17 protein-coding genes are annotated in these 17,635 nt (G+C 42.9%); 9 read left to right on the plus strand and 8 right to left on the minus strand.

Translation table 11 applies throughout. The annotated features are described in order from the left end of the window. Window positions 1-179 precede the first annotated feature (179 nt). From hemL to hemC, 3 genes are all read right to left on the minus strand, one after another. On the minus strand, window positions 180-1,487 hold the full coding sequence (hemL, locus tag JWQ85_RS19485) for a glutamate-1-semialdehyde 2,1-aminomutase (protein WP_299470947.1): 1,308 nt from the start codon (window positions 1,485-1,487) through the stop codon (window positions 180-182). Between the two features lie 228 nt (window positions 1,488-1,715). Beyond that, entirely contained in the window at window positions 1,716-2,687 is a 972-nt protein-coding gene (gene hemB / locus JWQ85_RS19490; protein WP_299470950.1) for a porphobilinogen synthase, read from the minus strand. A 90-nt stretch (window positions 2,688-2,777) separates the two neighbouring features. After that, the gene (gene hemC, locus JWQ85_RS19495; RefSeq protein WP_299470952.1) at window positions 2,778-4,352 is read right to left on the minus strand and encodes a hydroxymethylbilane synthase; all 1,575 of its coding nucleotides are present in this window, start codon (window positions 4,350-4,352) and stop codon (window positions 2,778-2,780) included. 188 nt (window positions 4,353-4,540) lie between these two features. On the opposite strand from hemC, the gene JWQ85_RS19500 reads away from it, so the two are divergent. Further along, window positions 4,541-5,089, plus strand: a complete 549-nt coding sequence (locus tag JWQ85_RS19500) for a transposase (protein ID WP_299470954.1) — start codon at window positions 4,541-4,543, stop codon at window positions 5,087-5,089. An 80-nt stretch (window positions 5,090-5,169) separates the two neighbouring features. On the opposite strand, the gene hemA is transcribed toward JWQ85_RS19500, so the two are convergent. Continuing rightward, window positions 5,170-6,396 (minus strand): glutamyl-tRNA reductase, encoded by a 1,227-nt coding sequence (gene hemA, locus JWQ85_RS19505; protein WP_299470956.1) that lies wholly within the window; start codon window positions 6,394-6,396, stop codon window positions 5,170-5,172. Window positions 6,397-6,598: 202 nt separating this feature from the next. Here hemA and JWQ85_RS19510 point away from each other — a divergent pair, with 202 nt between their 5' ends. From JWQ85_RS19510 to trxA, 7 genes are all read left to right on the plus strand, one after another. Then, on the plus strand, window positions 6,599-6,778 hold the full coding sequence (locus JWQ85_RS19510) for a hypothetical protein (RefSeq protein WP_299470958.1): 180 nt from the start codon (window positions 6,599-6,601) through the stop codon (window positions 6,776-6,778). A gap of 323 nt (window positions 6,779-7,101) precedes the next feature. After that, entirely contained in the window at window positions 7,102-8,628 is a 1,527-nt protein-coding gene (locus tag JWQ85_RS19515) for a bifunctional GNAT family N-acetyltransferase/carbon-nitrogen hydrolase family protein (RefSeq protein ID WP_299470960.1), read from the plus strand. 36 nt (window positions 8,629-8,664) lie between these two features. Further along, on the plus strand, window positions 8,665-9,117 hold the full coding sequence (locus tag JWQ85_RS19520) for an RDD family protein (protein ID WP_299470962.1): 453 nt from the start codon (window positions 8,665-8,667) through the stop codon (window positions 9,115-9,117). A 2-nt stretch (window positions 9,118-9,119) separates the two neighbouring features. Then, window positions 9,120-9,956, plus strand: a complete 837-nt coding sequence (locus JWQ85_RS19525; RefSeq protein ID WP_299470964.1) for an alpha/beta fold hydrolase — start codon at window positions 9,120-9,122, stop codon at window positions 9,954-9,956. A gap of 70 nt (window positions 9,957-10,026) precedes the next feature. Then, window positions 10,027-11,025, plus strand: coding sequence for an MBL fold metallo-hydrolase (locus tag JWQ85_RS19530; protein ID WP_299470966.1), 999 nt, complete (start codon window positions 10,027-10,029; stop codon window positions 11,023-11,025). Between the two features lie 13 nt (window positions 11,026-11,038). After that, window positions 11,039-11,911: an alpha/beta hydrolase gene (locus JWQ85_RS19535; protein WP_299470968.1), complete on the plus strand. Its 873-nt coding sequence runs from the start codon at window positions 11,039-11,041 to the stop codon at window positions 11,909-11,911. 582 nt (window positions 11,912-12,493) lie between these two features. Continuing rightward, a complete protein-coding gene (gene trxA / locus JWQ85_RS19540) occupies window positions 12,494-12,796 on the plus strand; it encodes a thioredoxin (protein ID WP_299470970.1) in 303 nt (100 codons plus the stop codon). A 3-nt stretch (window positions 12,797-12,799) separates the two neighbouring features. Here the strand turns inward: trxA and JWQ85_RS19545 are convergent, their stop codons facing one another. The 3 genes from JWQ85_RS19545 to JWQ85_RS19555 form a co-directional block, all read right to left on the minus strand. Next, window positions 12,800-13,990, minus strand: coding sequence for a heparan-alpha-glucosaminide N-acetyltransferase domain-containing protein (locus JWQ85_RS19545; protein ID WP_299470972.1), 1,191 nt, complete (start codon window positions 13,988-13,990; stop codon window positions 12,800-12,802). 203 nt (window positions 13,991-14,193) lie between these two features. Beyond that, a complete protein-coding gene (locus tag JWQ85_RS19550) occupies window positions 14,194-14,835 on the minus strand; it encodes a phosphatase PAP2 family protein (protein WP_299470974.1) in 642 nt (213 codons plus the stop codon). Between the two features lie 29 nt (window positions 14,836-14,864). Continuing rightward, window positions 14,865-16,601: a thiamine pyrophosphate-dependent enzyme gene (locus tag JWQ85_RS19555; RefSeq protein ID WP_299470976.1), complete on the minus strand. Its 1,737-nt coding sequence runs from the start codon at window positions 16,599-16,601 to the stop codon at window positions 14,865-14,867. Between the two features lie 76 nt (window positions 16,602-16,677). Here JWQ85_RS19555 and JWQ85_RS19560 point away from each other — a divergent pair, with 76 nt between their 5' ends. Continuing rightward, entirely contained in the window at window positions 16,678-16,995 is a 318-nt protein-coding gene (locus JWQ85_RS19560; RefSeq protein ID WP_299470978.1) for a hypothetical protein, read from the plus strand. Window positions 16,996-17,109: 114 nt separating this feature from the next. Here JWQ85_RS19560 and rplQ read toward each other — a convergent pair. Continuing rightward, window positions 17,110-17,635 (minus strand): 50S ribosomal protein L17 (gene rplQ, locus JWQ85_RS19565; protein ID WP_299470980.1); only part of this gene is annotated, 526 nt, incomplete at its 5' end.

Below are 17,635 nucleotides of genomic sequence, written 5' to 3' on the forward strand. Positions count from 1 at the left end.
CCTTACGGCTGGGATTTAGATGAACCAGCATATATCCCCACCACACCAGTTCCGCAACGGCGTAAATGATAATGGCATAAAATATAACAAGCGATTTTTTCATAATTACTTCAAGTTTGCAGTTGGAAGTTTACAGTTGGCAGCATGCATGGTGCAAACTGCTAACCGGAAACCGCCAACTATTTAAATACGATGTCCAGACTATCAAATATAGCTGTTTTTGTTGTTTCTAAATCAGCCGATGTGTGGGCAGCCGATATAAAACCAACTTCGTAACCGGATGGGCCTAAATAAATGCCTCTGTTTATCAGTTCGCGGTGCATTTCTTTAAATTTAAGCATGCTTGCCGGGTCAATTTCTTCGGCTGTTGTTATGCTGTCCTTATCGGTAAAAGCAAACCAAAATATAGAACCGATAGTAAACACTTTTAAGTTATAACTGCGTTTGGCTACAAAATCTTGTATATCCTTTACAAAACCAGCAGTTTTTGCATGTAAATCTTCGTAAAAACCGGGTTTTAGCAACTCGCTTAGCTGCGCGATACCTGCTGCCATAGCAACCGGGTTACCTGATAATGTACCTGCCTGATAAACGGAACCAACCGGCGATATATGATCCATCACCTCTGCCGATGCACCATAAGCGCCAACAGGCAAACCGCCGCCTATAATTTTACCATAAGTAATAATATCCGGTTGTATACCGTAGTAAGCTGCAGCCCCCTCAAATCCCACACGGAAACCTGATATTACTTCATCAAAGATCAACATAGTGCCATTTTCGGTACAGATCTGACGCAGGTAATTTAAATAATCGGATGTTTGTAATAGCAGGCCATTATTTGCAGGAACCGGCTCAATGATAACCGCTGCAATTTGCCCCTTAAACTCTTCAAAGGCCTCTTGCAAGGCTTTTTTATCATCCAGCGATACAACTATCGTTTCATCGGCAAAAGCCTTTGGTACGCCCGCAGATGAGGTTTCTCCGAAGGTAACCAAGCCAGAACCTGCCTTAACTAAAAGGCTATCTGAATGACCATGGTAGCAGCCTTCAAACTTTAATATTTTATCGCGTTTAGTATAACCCCTTGCCAACCTAATGGCCGACATAACCGCTTCTGTACCCGAACTTACAAAACGTATTTTTTCGATGAACTTGTTGTTACCCAGGATAAGCTCGGCCAGTTCGTTCTCTAACGCTGTAGGAGCACCAAACGACATGCCTTTCTGCATTACTTCGGTTACCTTATTACGAACCGCGGCGTTATTGTGCCCTAAGATAAGCGGACCCCATGAGCAGCAAAAATCTATAAATTCGTTGCCATCGGCATCCCATATATGGCTGCCATCACCTTTTTCAATAAAAAGCGGGGTGCCGTAAACAGATTTAAATGCCCTAACCGGTGAGTTTACCCCACCCGGGAAATAGGTTTTCGCTTTTTCGTACAGTTCTGCAGATTTCGCTCTGCTTATATCAGGTATACTCATTCTTCTCTTTTAAACCATGCCATTGCGAAGTACGAAGGCCTCACCCTGCCCTCTCCAAAGGAGAGGGTTCTGATCAGCTTCCTTAAGTCCTCTCCTTTGGAGAGGATTTAGGTGAGGCTTCTTCTCCACGCGTCATTACGAAGCAATCTCCAGACTTTGCATTGCTGCTTAGCATTCGACGAGATTGCCGCGTCGCTATGCTCCTCGCAATGACATATTAATTTATATCTACAACCACTTATTCAACAACACTTCCTTAGCGTGATAGGTTAATATCGCGCTGGCGCCTGCCCGGCGGATGCTGGTAAGCACCTCGGTAATGGCACGTTGCTCGTTTAGCCAGCCGTTTTGTATGGCGGCCTTTATCATGGCATATTCGCCGCTTACATTGTAGGCAGCAACCGGTAATTCGGTATTATCTTTTATTAGTTTTATAATATCCAGGTAAGGCAGGGCAGGTTTCACCATCAGGAAGTCTGCCCCTTCCAATTCATCCAGGTTAGCTTCAATCAGAGCTTCGCGCTGGTTGGCAGGGTTCATCTGGTAGGTTTTTTTATCGCCAAACTTTGGTGCGGAGTTCAAAGCATCCCTAAACGGACCATAAAAAGCACTCGCATATTTTGCCGAGTACGACATGATAGATACGTTGGTAAATCCATTGTCGTCCAACACGTTTCTGATATACCCCACACGACCATCCATCATATCTGATGGGGCAATGATATCGGCACCGCTGCGGGCATGGGCTAAAGCCATTTTACCTAATATCTCCAGGGTTTCATCGTTCAGGATCTCGCCATTTTCTACTACGCCGTCATGACCATCACTGCTGTATGGGTCCATAGCTACGTCGGTTATTACACAAGCTTCCGGAAATTCTTTTTTTACGGCACGGATGGCACGCAGGTAAAGGCTTTCGTCGCGGTAGCTTTCGGTAGCGTATTTATCTTTTAGTGTTTCTTCGATATTAGGGAACAGATCAAACGAGTGAAGGCCAAGCTTCATACAGCTTTCCACTTCGCGCAGCAAATTATCTATGGAGTATCGAAAGATACCCGGCATAGATGCTACCTCGGTTTTTTGATTTTCTCCATCCACAATAAACAGCGGGAATATCAGGTTAGCCGCGCTAACATGTGTTTCCTGTACCATCTGGCGGATAACTTCGCTTTTCCTGTTTCTTCTTGGTCGTTGTAACATATTTGCCCCCTAACCCCCTAAAGGGGGAATTTTTGAAGATCTTATTTATTAATAGCCCACTAGAGTTCCCCCTTCAGGGGGTTAGGGGGCTTATATTCCAAACACTGCCTCTGCTAATCCAACTTCGTCGGGAGAGAAAGGGAGGGTATACTTTACACCCATTTCGTCGAACTTTTTACCGGTTGATTTGCCAATGGCTATCACCTTTTGTCCGGGTTCCAGCAGGTTATCGGCAAAGTAAGCTTCCACGTTTGATGGACTGGTAAACACCAGAACATCGGCGCCGCTTGGTTCTACTTCTTCTTCCAGTACGGTTTCGTAAACCGGCAGGTCAATTATTTTTGTTTCGGCAGAAAGGCCTTGTTGGATACTTCTCATTGGGCTATCCGCACCGGGGAACAGTATTACTGTACCGTTTGCCAACGCAGCAAAATCCTCGGCTACTTCGGCGGTATCATTGCTTTCGCCAACATAATTGGCAAAGTGACCGTTGCGGCGCAGCATATCTTCAGATCCGCTACCCATCACCCCAAATTTTATTTTTTTGGGAAATTGGGGGCCCAATTTAAAGAAGTACTCAACAGCATTTTTACTGGTAAAAAACACCCAGTCGATATTTTTTAAGATGTAGGAATCAAACTTGGTAATAACCGGCACCGTGCGGATCAACGAACGTGCTTCGATCTCTATCTTGTGTTTCTCCAGTGCCTTGCGGAAATAACTTGTTGCCGAGATATCCCTCGAAATAAACACTTTTGAAGGGAATTTCCGGCCCTTTGCAAAGCGGGCTACAATTTTGGCTGCAACACCATCAAGGGTGTCGCTTTCAATAAAGAACCTGTCGGGGAATTCATCGCCAGCCTCGGCCTTTGAAGTAAACACCTGAAATTTGCCATCGTCCCGGCGGCAATAAACGCCAAGTGGCAAGTGGCAACCACCACCAAACATTTTTAGCACACCACGTTCTAAAGCTAAATCTTCGGCAACTTCGGGATGGTGCAGTGCCTGTAAAGCTTCAAACAAATCGGTGTTACTTTCGCGGATCTGTATAGCCAACACACCTTGTGCGGGTGCGGGTATAAATTCAGTTGGTGTTAGTTCTTCTACATGAAACTCGCTCAGGTCGATACCTAAACGGCTAACACCGGCCTTGGCCAGCATAATGGCGTCGTAGTTTTCGTCGCGCAGTTTATTTATACGGGTAGGTACATTACCGCGCAGCTCTTCTATCTCCAGGTCGGGGCGTATGGCCAATAACTGTGCCTTGCGCCTGTTTGATGATGTACCTACCATACCGCCATATTTTACGGATAGTTTTTGGCGTACATCAACACAGTCTTTCAAGATCAACAACAGTTCAGCCGGGTCTTCCCGCTCTGAAACTGCTGCGATGATGAGTCCCGGAGGGTTTTCAGTTGGCAGGTCCTTGTGCGAATGCACAGCCAGATCTATAGTACCTGCCAATAATTCTTCTTCTAATTCTTTAGTAAAAAACCCTTTACCTTCCAGCTTATCAAAGCTGAGGTTAAGGATACGGTCGCCCTGTGTTTTTATAATTTTAAGTTCGGCGGTAATGTTTATTGCGGCCAGGCTATCTTTTACAAAGTTGGCTTGCCATAAAGCTAATTCGCTGCCACGCGTTCCTATTATTATTGTTCTGTCCAAGGGGGTAAATTTTTACAGCACAAATTTAAATTTTTATGCACAGTAATATAGTATTAATTAAGTATATGATTGTGGGCTGACGGAGTGAAAGATAATTAACTGTGCTGTCGCGAGTTTAGCGTAGCGTAACTCGTGACACGGCATGGCTAAAGCTTTCAGCTTTAGCTACAATTTATTAATTTAACACCGTGAGCAGTAATTATAAATTCCATGACCAGGAACGGCCTTATTTCGTAACATTTTCTGTAATAAGATGGATAGATGTATTTACCCGCAGGGAATATAAAGATATACTGGTTGACAGTATTAAGTATTGCATCCAAAACAAAGGCCTTGAATTATATGCATGGGTAATTATGAGTAATCATGTCCATTTGATAATAGGCACAAGTAAACAGCCCATGCAGGATATTTTGAGGGATATTAAAAGGCATACTTCTAAAATGCTTATAAAAGCGATTAGCGAGAATGTACAGGAAAGCAGGCGCGATTGGCTATTATGGTTTTTTGAGCGGGAAGGAAAGCAGAATCCTAATAATGAACAATACCAGTTTTGGCAGCAGGGGAATCATCCTATTGAACTATGGAGTAACAGTGTTATTGACCAAAAATTGGATTATATACATAACAATCCCGTAACCGCGGGATGGGTAGATGAGCCCGAGCATTATCTATACAGCAGCGCACGTGATTATGCTGATGGGAAAGGCTTAATAGATGTTTTGTTGTTGATTTAGTGTGGTAAGCTGAAAGCTTACCTTGTGCTACACCACGAGTTACGCTACGCTAAACTCGCGGCAGCATCCTTTAAAGAATCTTAATTATTATTGATCAATATATCCTTCGCCATAATCATGGGAACGCTGATATATTTTTTCTCCATGTAGTTAATCACCTTTTCCAGTATCTCGCGCGATTCTTTATCAAGGCTTTGCACCTCTTCGGCAAAAACGGTGTTCACCGCGTTGTTACGAATCTCTTTGATCTTCTCGGGCACCTGGCGCATAGCCAGTTCAATTTTGCGTTGTTTCAGCATTACCAAAAACTCAGCAATATTTTGCTCAATAATGGCTTCGGCATGTACCAGTTCCTGATAGCGTTCCTGCAGGTTCTTTTTAGCAATTTCGTTAAGGCTGTGTACTTCAATAAAGTTCACATCAAAACGTTCAAGCACTTCAGGGGCGGTATCGTTTGGTATAGCCAGATCGACAATAGTTTTCTTGTCGGTTTCACCGTTTAGCAGTGAGGTATAAATTTCGGCGGTGATGATAGGCTCAACCGCAGATGTACAGGTGATAATGGCATCAAACCCTTTGTTGTAGTTCTTTAGTTCGTCCAACTCAAAAGCTTCGCCACCCAAATCAGTAGCTAATTGCTGTGCTTTAGAAAGCGTACGGTTAAACACCGAGAAATTAGAGAACTTATGTTTTTGCAGATATTTAGAAATGTTGCGGTTAGTTTCGCCTGCACCAATGATCAATACACGGGCGTTTGAACACAACTTCAGATCCTTTAGTTTACGGTAGGCTAATGATACAACCGAAATAGGGTTCTTTGAAATATTGGTATGCGTATAAACCTCTTTAGCTGTTTTTACAACACAGTTCATTACTACACGTAAGCAATCGCCGGTTAGGCCTGCTTCCCTGCAATCTTCATAAGCTTTGCGTAGCTGGGCTAAAATTTCTTTCTCACCAACTATAAGGCTCTCTAATGAGCAAGAGGTGCGCAACAAATGATTCATTGCTTCCTGGCCTTCGTAAATAGCAGCAGCCTCTACAAAGGTACTGGTAGAGTGCGCGCATAGGCTCATTCCTACTGTTTCCAGAAACTGGTGTGCAAATGCCTTGTCAACGATTTGTGATGTCGACATAACAAATTCGACACGGTTACAAGTGGCAAGATAAAAAATCTCGTCTACGCCAAAACGTGCTTTGACTTCATGAAGCTTTTCGGTCAGATTTTCCTGGCATAGCACCAATCGTCCCAATTCCTTCAGCTCGATCTGTTTATGTGTAAAAGCAATAACTTTTAAATACTTCAAAGCAGTTTATATTTTGACCCAACAAAAGTAACACACCCAAGAGGATCCAATGTCAAGGATATGTCAAACAGGCGCATTTAGAATGATTATAAATTAAATGACATTATTAAAATTATCCATCCTATTTTGTGATATTATCGTTTTTAAAAATGGTTATGGCACAAAAAATGCAAATGTTAAAAAAATCAGTCTTGTAATTTTAATGGCTGGATATTTAGTAGCCGGTACTAACCACTTTTATAACCCTCAATCATACTATTACATTATTCCGGCTTACTTGCCCTTTCCGATTGTATTAAATATACTGGCCGGGTTATTCGAGGTCCTGTTCGCGTTAATGCTGATACGGCCAAAAAACCGTAAGGTTGCTTCACATGGATAATACTTATATTAATTGCTTTCTTACCTGTGTATATTACCATGATAATTGATGCACCTATTAAATTGGGCAGCCTAACCGTTACGCCAACCATTGCCTGGATAAGATTCCTTTTGCAACCAATGCTGATTCTTTGGGCTTGGTAGCATCGAAAATAAAACACATTAACGGCTAATTTAACTCACCTGTCGTTGCTTCGCTCGACATCCCTCTCTTCGCGGCAGAGGGGGGCGACCAGCGTAGCGCAGTTGGGGTGAGTAGATTGTGGAGGTATATCATTCCAAAACATAAACCAAACATTATACGCAAATGCGGGTTACAGAAAAATGGATCTGCAAAGTATTGAAATGCGTAACCTGGATGTTCAGGATTATCAGGAACTTAAAAAGTCAATGAAATCGGCTTACCTTGATATGGATGAGGACTATTGGGATGCCGCATCTATTAAAAAGTTAATCAAATTATTTCCTGAAGGACAAATATGTGTTACAGTTAATAACGTAGTAGTTGGTTGCGCTCTTTCCATAATTGTTGATTACGACAAATTTGGCGATACTCATACCTACAAACAAATAACGGGCGATAGCACTTTTAAAACCCATACTGATAAAGGCGATGTGCTTTACGGCATAGATATTTTTGTACACCCAAAATATCGGGGTTTACGCCTTGCCCGCAGGCTTTACGAAGCGCGTAAATCGCTCTGCGAAAACCTTAACCTGAAGAGCATAATAGCAGGCGGCAGGATACCCAATTATCAAAAATTCCAGAATGACCTTACACCAAAACAATATATAGATAAGGTAAAGTACAAGGAAATTTACGACCCTACTCTATCGTTTCAATTAGCAAATGATTTTCATGTGCGCAAAATATTGCGCAACTACTTACCCGAGGATAACCGATCTAAGGGCTTTGCTACCCTTATTGAGTGGAACAATGTTTATTACGAAGAACCTACCACGGTAATAAATAATAAAACCGTTGTACGCATTGGCCTTGTGCAATGGCAAATGAGGCCTTACAGCAATATAAGCGAATTGATGAAGCATGCCGAATATTTTGTTGATGCGGTAAGTGATTATCAGTCTGATTTTATATTGTTCCCCGAGTTGTTTAACACCCCGCTAATGGCCGATTATAACCACTTGGACTCAGCGAAAGCCATGCGCGAGTTAGCTAAATATACACAGCCCATTGTGGAAGAATTTTCAAAGCTGGCGGTATCTTATAATGTAAACATTATTGCCGGCAGTATGCCAAAAATAGAAGATGACTCACTGTATAATGTATCTTACCTGTTTAGGCGTAATGGCAGTATGGAGGAAACAACAAAGATACACCCTACTCCTGCAGAGATCAGTTCCTGGGGGATGCGCGGCGGAGATGAAGTTATTGCTTTTGACACCGATGCGGGTAAAATAGGTATCCTTATTTGTTACGATGTCGAATTCCCCGAACTATCGCGCATACTGGCCAGTCAGGATATGCAGATTCTTTTTGTACCCTTCTTAACTGATACACAAAATGGATATAACCGGGTTAAATTTTGCGCCCAGGCCCGTGCAGTAGAAAATGAGTGTTATGTGGCTATTGCCGGTTGCGTGGGTAACTTGCCTAATGTAAATAATATGGGCATCTCTTACGCGCAATCGGCTGTGTTTACGCCTTCAGATTTTGGGTTCCCTACAAATGGCATCCAATCCGAAGCTACACCAAACAGCGAAATGATAGTGATTGCTGATGTAGACCTATCTGTTTTAGGCGCCCTGCATGAGTATGGCAGCGTACAAAATTTAAAAGACAGGCGAACGGATTTGTATGGTATTACATTTAATGGGAAGAAAATATAATAGCATTTCATACATTGCGTAGGAAATTGCGCATGAATGAAATTCTACACTGTTGACCCTAAACCATATCTTAAACTTAGAATAATAGCCACATTAATAGACTATGGTATATATTTTATTTTTTATACAATATATCTATATGCCTTTGATGAAAACCCTGAACCAGGAAAAGCAACGGTTACAGGCGTAATGGTTTTACCTATAGTTATTGTATGGTTTATATATTTTGTAGTAATCGAATCAAGTTCGCAGGCAACTCCCGGGCACGATATCGTAAAACTAAAAGTGATAACCGAGAAGGGAGATAAGCCATCGTTATCATCGATATTAAAAAGGCGCCTTTTAGACCCTATCGATATTTTTATGTATGGGATACCTGCTTTGATCTGCATTTCAAAAACGCCAAAGCATCAAAGACTTGGCGACCTATGGGCAAATACTTTAGTTGTGAAAGCAACTGATATTACCGAGACAGAAGTGACCTTTTAATTATGATCGTTAAGCAACATTATACCATCCCCGGCGCAAAAGGGCGCGGCATGACAGCCGATATTACCTACGACACTTTACATCCTTATGCACCGCTGGTGATCTTCGCCCATGGCATTCGTGGGTTTAAAGATTGGGGCGCGCATAACCTGGTTGCACAGCACTTTGCCGAAAATGGTTTTCGCTTTCTAAAGTTTAACTTTTCGCACAACGGCACTACTGCAGATAATCCTACAGAATTTACCGACCTCATCGCCTTCAGCGACAATACTTTTTCTTTCGAGCTGGAAGATCTTCAATTAGTTATTGATTTTGCCTGCGGCGGATCGGCCATCCCCCGGGTAAACAGCGTTTACCTGATAGGCCATAGCTTGGGTGGTGGTATCGGCATCGTAAAAACAGCTGAGGATAAGCGCATTAAAAAATTGGTTACCATGGCGGCTATATCTAATTTTCATAACCTTTGGCCTAAAGAAGCCGAAAAACAATGGCGCTTGCAGGGCGTAATGTATCTTAAAAATTCGCGCACGGGGCAAAACATGCCGTATAAATCATCGCTGCTGCTCGATCTGGATCTTAACGCTGTAAGGTTAGATATCCCGTTTAAAGCATCAGAAATAAAACAACCCTGGCTTATTATACATGGCGATGCGGATACCAGTGTACCCCTAAGCCACGCAGAGCAATTGCATGAGGCACAGCCTAATGCCGATTTTTTGGTTATACCGGGTGCCGACCATACCTTTAACGCAAGCCATCCTTACCAGTTGCCAAATTTGCCGGATCAACTTTTGGCCTTTTGCGATGCCGCTATAGGTTTTTTAAGAAATAGGGAATAGTGCAAGCCATCTGTAAGCAATCTTTACCATCGTTACAACAAAAATAGCGGTACAAGCTTTATACTTGCTTATGAGTTTATCCGGAGCAAAAAAGAAAGGACGAAAATTTCTAAACCCCATACCTACTGAAGAGGCCGGTTTTGGAAAGATGATCCCTATTTTAAGGGAGTACATGAATAACAAAGCCGAGAATATCCCCAAAATCACGTTAGGCCCGTTTAAAACAGATACTTCAATTTATCAAACACCCCCATCAAATGGCTTGCGCATAACCTGGGTTGGCCATTCCAGCTTGCTGATTGAAATTGATGGCATCCGTATTTTAACCGACCCGGTTTGGAGCCAGCGTGTTTCCTTTTCTCAATCATTTGGCCCTAAAAGATTTTTCCAGCCACCCATCGCGTTAGCAGATCTGCCGGAGTTGGACGCCGTTATAATCTCGCATGACCATTACGACCATCTGGATAAAGCTACCATCAAATTTTTCGCAGATAAGCCAATCCCCTTTATTACCCCTATGGGTGTATGCAATTATCTGGAAGAATGGGGCATCCTTAAAAACTACATCCACGAAGTTGACTGGGGCGATAGCGTAATGATAGATAATTGCAATATCACAGCAACGCCTTCAAGGCATTTTTCGGGTCGTGGTATTATTAATCGTAATGAAACACTTTGGGCGGCATTTGTAATAAAAGGCCCTCAGCACAATATATTTTTCGGTGCCGATTCTGGTTGGTTCCCAGGTTTTACACAGATCGGTGAAACCTTTGGTCCGTTTGATTTAACTATGTTGGAGATTGGCGCTTATGGCAAACACTGGCCTGATATACACATGGGGCCTGATAATGCTACAAACGCCCACCTTGCCCTTAAGGGAAACATTATGATGCCATTACACTGGGGTACATTTAGCCTGGCACCGCATGCCTGGTTCGAGCCCGCAGAGAAGTTGGTGAAATTCGCTAAAGAAAAAAACATCAAGCTATTTATGCCCGAACCCGGTAAACCAACCGAAATGAACGGCCCATATAATTCTGAATGGTGGAAGCGTTTTATGAGTAAATAGTCTAAATTGCATAATGAGAAACCCGGTATCATTCTGCAAAGTTTTATTTATGCTGATGCTTTGCTCTGCGGCACATGCACAAACGGTTATCCCCCTGTGGCCAAAAGGCGCGCCGGGGTTTGAAGATCGCCGGAATGAGCCAGAGCAGGCTAAAGATTACTGGGTAAAAAATATTCATAACCCATCCCTAACCGTTTACCGCCCCCCTGCTGATAAAGCCAATGGCAGCGCGGTGGTTATTTGCCCCGGTGGCGGGCACCGCTTGCTGGTTTTTAATGCTGAAGGCGTGGAGCCCGCTAAGTTTTACAATAGTTTAGGTGTAACAGTATTTATATTAAAGTACCGTTTAGGCAGGGATACCTTATCGCCATATAAAATTGATATACATGCTAAACAGGATGGTTATCGTGCCATGCGTTGGGTTCGCAGCCATGCGGCAGAATTTGCTATTGATACCAACCGGATAGGTATGATGGGGTTTTCGGCAGGTGGCGAGGTGGTGGATATGGTTGCTTTTAGCGGATGGAAAGGTGACCAAAAAGCCGACGACCCGATAGATCGCGCCAATGCCAAACCTAATTTTATTGTACAGGTATACCCCGGCCCGGGTTATGTGCCGGAAAGTATCCCGTCTGATGCACCACCCGCATTTTTGGTGGCCGCTAATGACGATGCCTGCTGTTCGTTACCGCTTATTCAGCTTTTACAGCGTTACCGCGATGCCAAAGTACCTGTAGAAATGCATATGTATGCTAAGGGCGATCATGCCTTTAACATGGGCACCAATCGCAAGCTAAAATCTATAAATAACTGGCCGCAACGTTTGGCAGATTGGCTGGAGGATAGTAATATTCTTGTACCCGAGCGAAAGAAGGTTTTGCATTAAAATTTTGTTGTAAAGGGGTAGCTCCTACGGAGCAAAACATTTTTTATCTTTTCTACAAAGCGGTAGCCCCGATGGGGGCATTATGCACCTGCCTATCATTGCCGCCATTTATGGGGCGGATAATTATTACATTATCTGGCTTTAGCCGAACTGCGGGCTGTGGCTAAAGCCAACACCTTTCTATGCCATATTCCGTTGACTAAAGTCAACGGCAATGATAGGCCGCTTTGCATAGTATGTCCCGTAGGGACAACCACGCTGTAGCCCCGATGGGGCATAATGAACCTATTTTTCATTGCCGTCCCATTTATGGGACGGATAATTAATTACATCATTCGGCTTTAGCCGAACTGCGGGCTGTGGCTAAAGCCAACACCTTTCTATGCCATATTCCGTTGACTAAAGTCAACGGCAATGATAGGCCGCTTTGCATAGTATGTCCCGTAGGGACAACCGCTTTGTAGCGAAATCATATGCACATCCCCGCGTGCCGTAGGTACGATACCAAAACGTGGCATACAAATGATCAATTCCTAAAAACGTATTCTCATATTTATAGTTAATATTAAAAGGAGATAACTCATGGCAAACTTTCAGGATATCATAGCATCAGAAAAACCTGTATTGGTTGATTTTTCGGCGGAGTGGTGCGGGCCTTGTAAAATGATGCCGCCGATATTAAAACAGGTTAAAGATGCCCTGGGTGATAAGGTCACCATCATTAAAATAGATATCGACAAAAACCCGGCTGCTGCCAGTGCTTACCGCGTGCAAAGTGTGCCTACCTTAATGGTTTTCCAAAACGGGGAAAGCAAATGGCGACAAAGCGGCGTAATGCAGGCCGGTCAGCTACAGCAAATTATTCAGCAGTACATTAAACCGTAAATCTTACAAATAGCTTAACCACCATTGCTTATGTGTTTTCTTGTAATTAGAAAACCACCGGCATGGGTAGTAAAGTGAAAGTATAATGGCCAGCCATATTATATACACCCAACCTATGCTAAACCCAAAGCCAGGCGGGGTAAACAGGAATGGATTGTTTGGCGTAACTATCTGCGAGGTTTTAAAGCCTTGCAAAAAGAACACTACGATAGTTAACGCCCTTATCAGGTAAAAATGCAGCACATAATAAAAGAAGGGCACGCTGCCATACACTTTAAAAAAGCCGGCCAGTTTCCCTGCTGATTTTTCTGTTAAAGCCAATACCAGCAATGTTACCGATAGTGTAAGGCTGCTGTAAAGCAGCGAAGGTGGATACTTACTCACATTAAGGAATGACATAAGGTTGAAAATCCCATTTTTTTGTGCCGACCACGGCGCAGGGTCACCGTAAGCATTAACAAGCCTTAAACCTAAAAACACCAGGAACAATAATGCCGATGCGTATATTAACAAAACCTTTCTGTTTATCGGTTTATATTTAGTTTGATATAAACTACCAAAAGCGTAACCCAAAAGCATCATACCGGTCCAGGGGATTACGGCATACAGGGCAAACACGATGTGGGTTTTGTCCAGGAAAAATACGGTGCCCCGGGCGGTGAAAAATATTTTCATCAGCACATCTTCCGTACCATTTGGGGCAAGTTTAATGGTATTGAGCCAATCGTGCCCAACAATGATGATAAGGCCAATGGCCCCAATAACCGGTAAAGGCAGCCATACTAATAAACCAAGTATAACCATGCTGACACCTATAGCCCAAATTACCTGTAAAGCAAAGCCATTATATAAGGGGTTAAGCGTTAATGCCAGTGTAATAATAGCCAGTTCAACAAATATGAGCCATAATCCACGCTTAATAAGAAAGCCGCTCAACTCCTTTTTGGTACGCCTTGTACCTGCCAGGTAAGCCGAAAGGCCACTTAAAAAAACAAACGTAGGGGCGCAGAAATGGGTTATCCAGCGGGTGAAAAATAACAGGGGTGTTGTATTTGCCAGGTTTGTTGGGTCGCTGGTTATGGCGCCAATATGAAAATATTCACGTGTGTGGTCTATCGCCATTATCAGCATAATAACGCCGCGTAATATATCGATAGATTGCACCCGCTGTTTGGTGGATAAACTTACAGTCATAATGGTAACATTCAGGTTTTTATGATCTGAAATTACTGAAAATTTATATCGAATAAAAATTCCGAATGTGGCTAAAGCAATAAACTACCTTTATTAATCCGTTGGCTAAAGCCAACGGCAATGAAAGCAAATTCATTGCCGTCCCATTTATGGGGCGGATAACATAAGGATCAAAATGGCTTTAGCCGAATGCGGGTGCAAGCTTATTTGGTTTCTGCAACGGGCGCTTCTTCTTTACCCGCGCGTTTACGTAAATACAACCACGATAAAAGATATAGAGAAGGTAAGCCTAATAAAAAACCACCCAGCACATCGGTAAACCAATGTGCACCTAAATATATGCGCGAAAAAGGGATGGTAAAGATGAAGAAGGCACTTATAAGCCCCACCATGTACCTAACTATTTTGGGAACATTTTCTAATTGGAACATCAACAAGATCAAAAACCCAAAGAACACCACATAAAATAACATATGCCCGCTCGGGAAACTTTGCTGGGTGGTGTCATGCAAGATACGAACAAGATCTTTTGATGGCCGGGGCCGGTTAACCAACATTTTTATTATTGTACTTATCAACCCGGCAGCGCTTGTTAAAAGCACAAACAAAGCCGCTTTTTTATATTTGAACAAAAAAAACAGTAAACTGGTTACTATAACCAATATCACCGACTCGGGCATAAACCCGGGGCAGCTTATTAAATACATCAACTTATCAATAAATGGATTTTGATGCTCCTGTATCTCTTCAGAAAATTTCAGGTCGATAGCCGATATGGGGAATAAGTGTACCAGGAGGGTAAGCACTATAAATCCTGCTGTGATAAGGGTTAATACAAACAGCATAATTCGCTGTCGCCGTTTATTCATGTTGGTTATATCAGGTCTTTTAAATGTTTATAATTAGATTTTAGGGTATCTATAACTTCGTCCATGCGGCCGTTCAACATTAGTTTGGTCATAGATAAAGCCATACCTTTCACCTGCCCTACTTCAACCTTTGGCGGCATAGCCAAAGCATTTGGGTCGGTAAATATATTAATTAGGGCCGGGCCTTTATAAATTAAAGCTTCTATTAAACCTTGTTTAGCTTCGTCGGGGTCTTTAATAGTAATACCTTTTATGCCCATTGCTTTTGCTACCATGGCAAAATCGGGATTGTGCATTTCGGTTTGCCAATCAGGCAGGCCGGCCACTTCCATCTCCAGCTTCACCATCCCTAACGATCGGTTGTTAAACACAATAATCTTTATAGGCAGGTTGTATTGTGTTATAGTTGCCAGATCGCCTAACAACATGGATATGCCACCATCGCCACACAAAGCAATTACTTGCCTGCCCGGCATTGCCAAAGCAGCGCCTATAGCCTGCGGCATAGCATTAGCCATTGAACCATGATTGAACGACCCGATCATTTTACGCTTGCCTGTAGCATTAATATAGCGCGAGCCCCAAACACATGACATGCCCGTATCCACCGTAAATATAGCATCGTTAGCGGCTAATTCATCAATCAGGCTGGCAATATACTCAGGGTGGATGTTCTCCTTTTTACCTGTATCATCTACATAGGTCTTCATGTTCTTTTTAACATGACCATAAAACTCTAATTGGGCTTTTAAAAAGCTGTCATCTTCATGCTGATCAATTTGTGGCAGCAATGCCGCCAAAGTATCTTTGACCGATCCGCTTAAACCAACGTCAACCTTAGCACGGCGGCCAATGCGTTCCGGCTTAATATCTACCTGCACAATCTTACAATCAGTAGGCATAAACGGCGTGTACGGGAAATCCGTCCCTAATAGTAACAGCAGATCAGATTCGTGCATGCTGTGATAAGCCGATGGTAGGCCTAACAAACCTGTCATACCTACTTCGTTAGGGTTGGCATACTGGATATCCATTTTAGAGCGGAAAGAATAGGCCACCGGCGCATTAAGTTTTTGCGATAAGGCAACTACTTCATCGTGTGCATCGGCGGCCCCTATACCACAAAACATGGTGGTTTTTTTATGCTGATTTAGTAAACCTGCCAGCTTATTTAAATCTTCATCAGATGGCCTTGTTACTGCTATAGGGTCAAAGTTTTGGGTGGATGTGGTTATCTCTTCCGAATCCATACTGGTCAGGTCTCCCGGTACGCCAATAACCGAAACACCCTTACGGTGTAATGCCGCTTGTATACCAGCCTGCAACATCCGTGGAAACTGTTTGGGTGTTGTGGCTACCTGGTTGTAATAGCTGCAATCATCAAACAATTTTATAGTATTGGTTTCCTGGAAATATTCGGTACCATATTCAAAGCTGGCAACGGTAGATGCTATGGCGATAACCGGAGCGCCCGAACGGTGGGCATCATACAAGCCGTTGATAAGGTGTACATGCCCCGGGCCACTGCTACCTGCACAGCAGGCCAAACTACCCGTAAGCTGCGCCTCTGCACCTGCGGCGTAAGCACCAGCCTCTTCATGCCTAACATGGATCCATTTGATGCTACCCTCGCGCCTTACAGCATCATTTACCTCGTTCAAACTATCACCGGTTACGGCATATATTCTTTTAATACCCGCGTTCACCAACATCTCAACCATTTGGTCTGCTACCTTTGCCATAGTTACGTTTTATACTTATCTTAACTCAATAAATATGTATGGGTTTTAAAATTTAATAAATTAATTAAATAAGATCATGGGCAGAATTGTAATTGTGGCCTATCAACCCAAACCGGGCAAGGCAGATCAATTGAAGGAATTGGTAAATACACACGTTACCCGTTTACAGCAGGAAGGCCTGGTAACCGATAGGCAACCGATAACATTAGAAACCAGCAACGGTACTATTATAGAGATCTTTGAATGGTTATCGGCAGAAGCCATACAGCAGGCGCACCAAAACAAAGCAGTACACCAAATGTGGGCGGAGTTTGATGCTGTTTGTACCTATGTTCCATTAAATACTTTGAGTGAAACAGGTAATATGTTCGCAGAATTTACACCTGTGGTATAGTAATTTTAAACTGTCCGGAGAGAAATAAAATACCACAGCGATTTTATCCAAAATCGTTATAAAACAAAAACGGCTTCGATAAATCGAAGCCGTTTCCTGTATGATTAAGGCTAATTATACGCCTTTTTCAGCATTTTCTTCCTTGTCATCAGCTGCAGGAGCTTCAGTTGCAGGAGTTTCTTCTACAGCAGGTGCTGCTTCAGCAACCGGAGCCTCAGCTACAGTTTCTTCAGCTACAGGTGCAGCAGCTTTAGCTTTAGAAGCACCACCACGACGACGTGTTGATTTTTTCTCAGCTTTAGCATCAACATCTTTACCGTAAACGGTATTGTAATCAACTAATTCAATGATCGCCATTTCAGCGTTATCGCCTAAACGGTTTTCTAATTTAACAATACGTGTGTAACCACCCGGGCGATTAGCAATTTTCTCAGCAATTTCACGGAACAAGGTGTTCACAGTGTCTTTGTCTTGTAAATAGCTAAACACTGTACGACGAGAGTGAGTAGTATCGTTTTTTGATTTAGTTAAAAGTGGCTCAACATAACCGCGCAGGGCTTTTGCTTTTGCCAAAGTTGTTGTAATACGCTTGTGTTGAATAAGCGAAGACGCCATGTTAGCCAACATCGCTTTGCGGTGG

The organism is Mucilaginibacter sp. (assembly GCF_028288105.1).
Lineage (GTDB): Bacteria > Bacteroidota > Bacteroidia > Sphingobacteriales > Sphingobacteriaceae > Mucilaginibacter.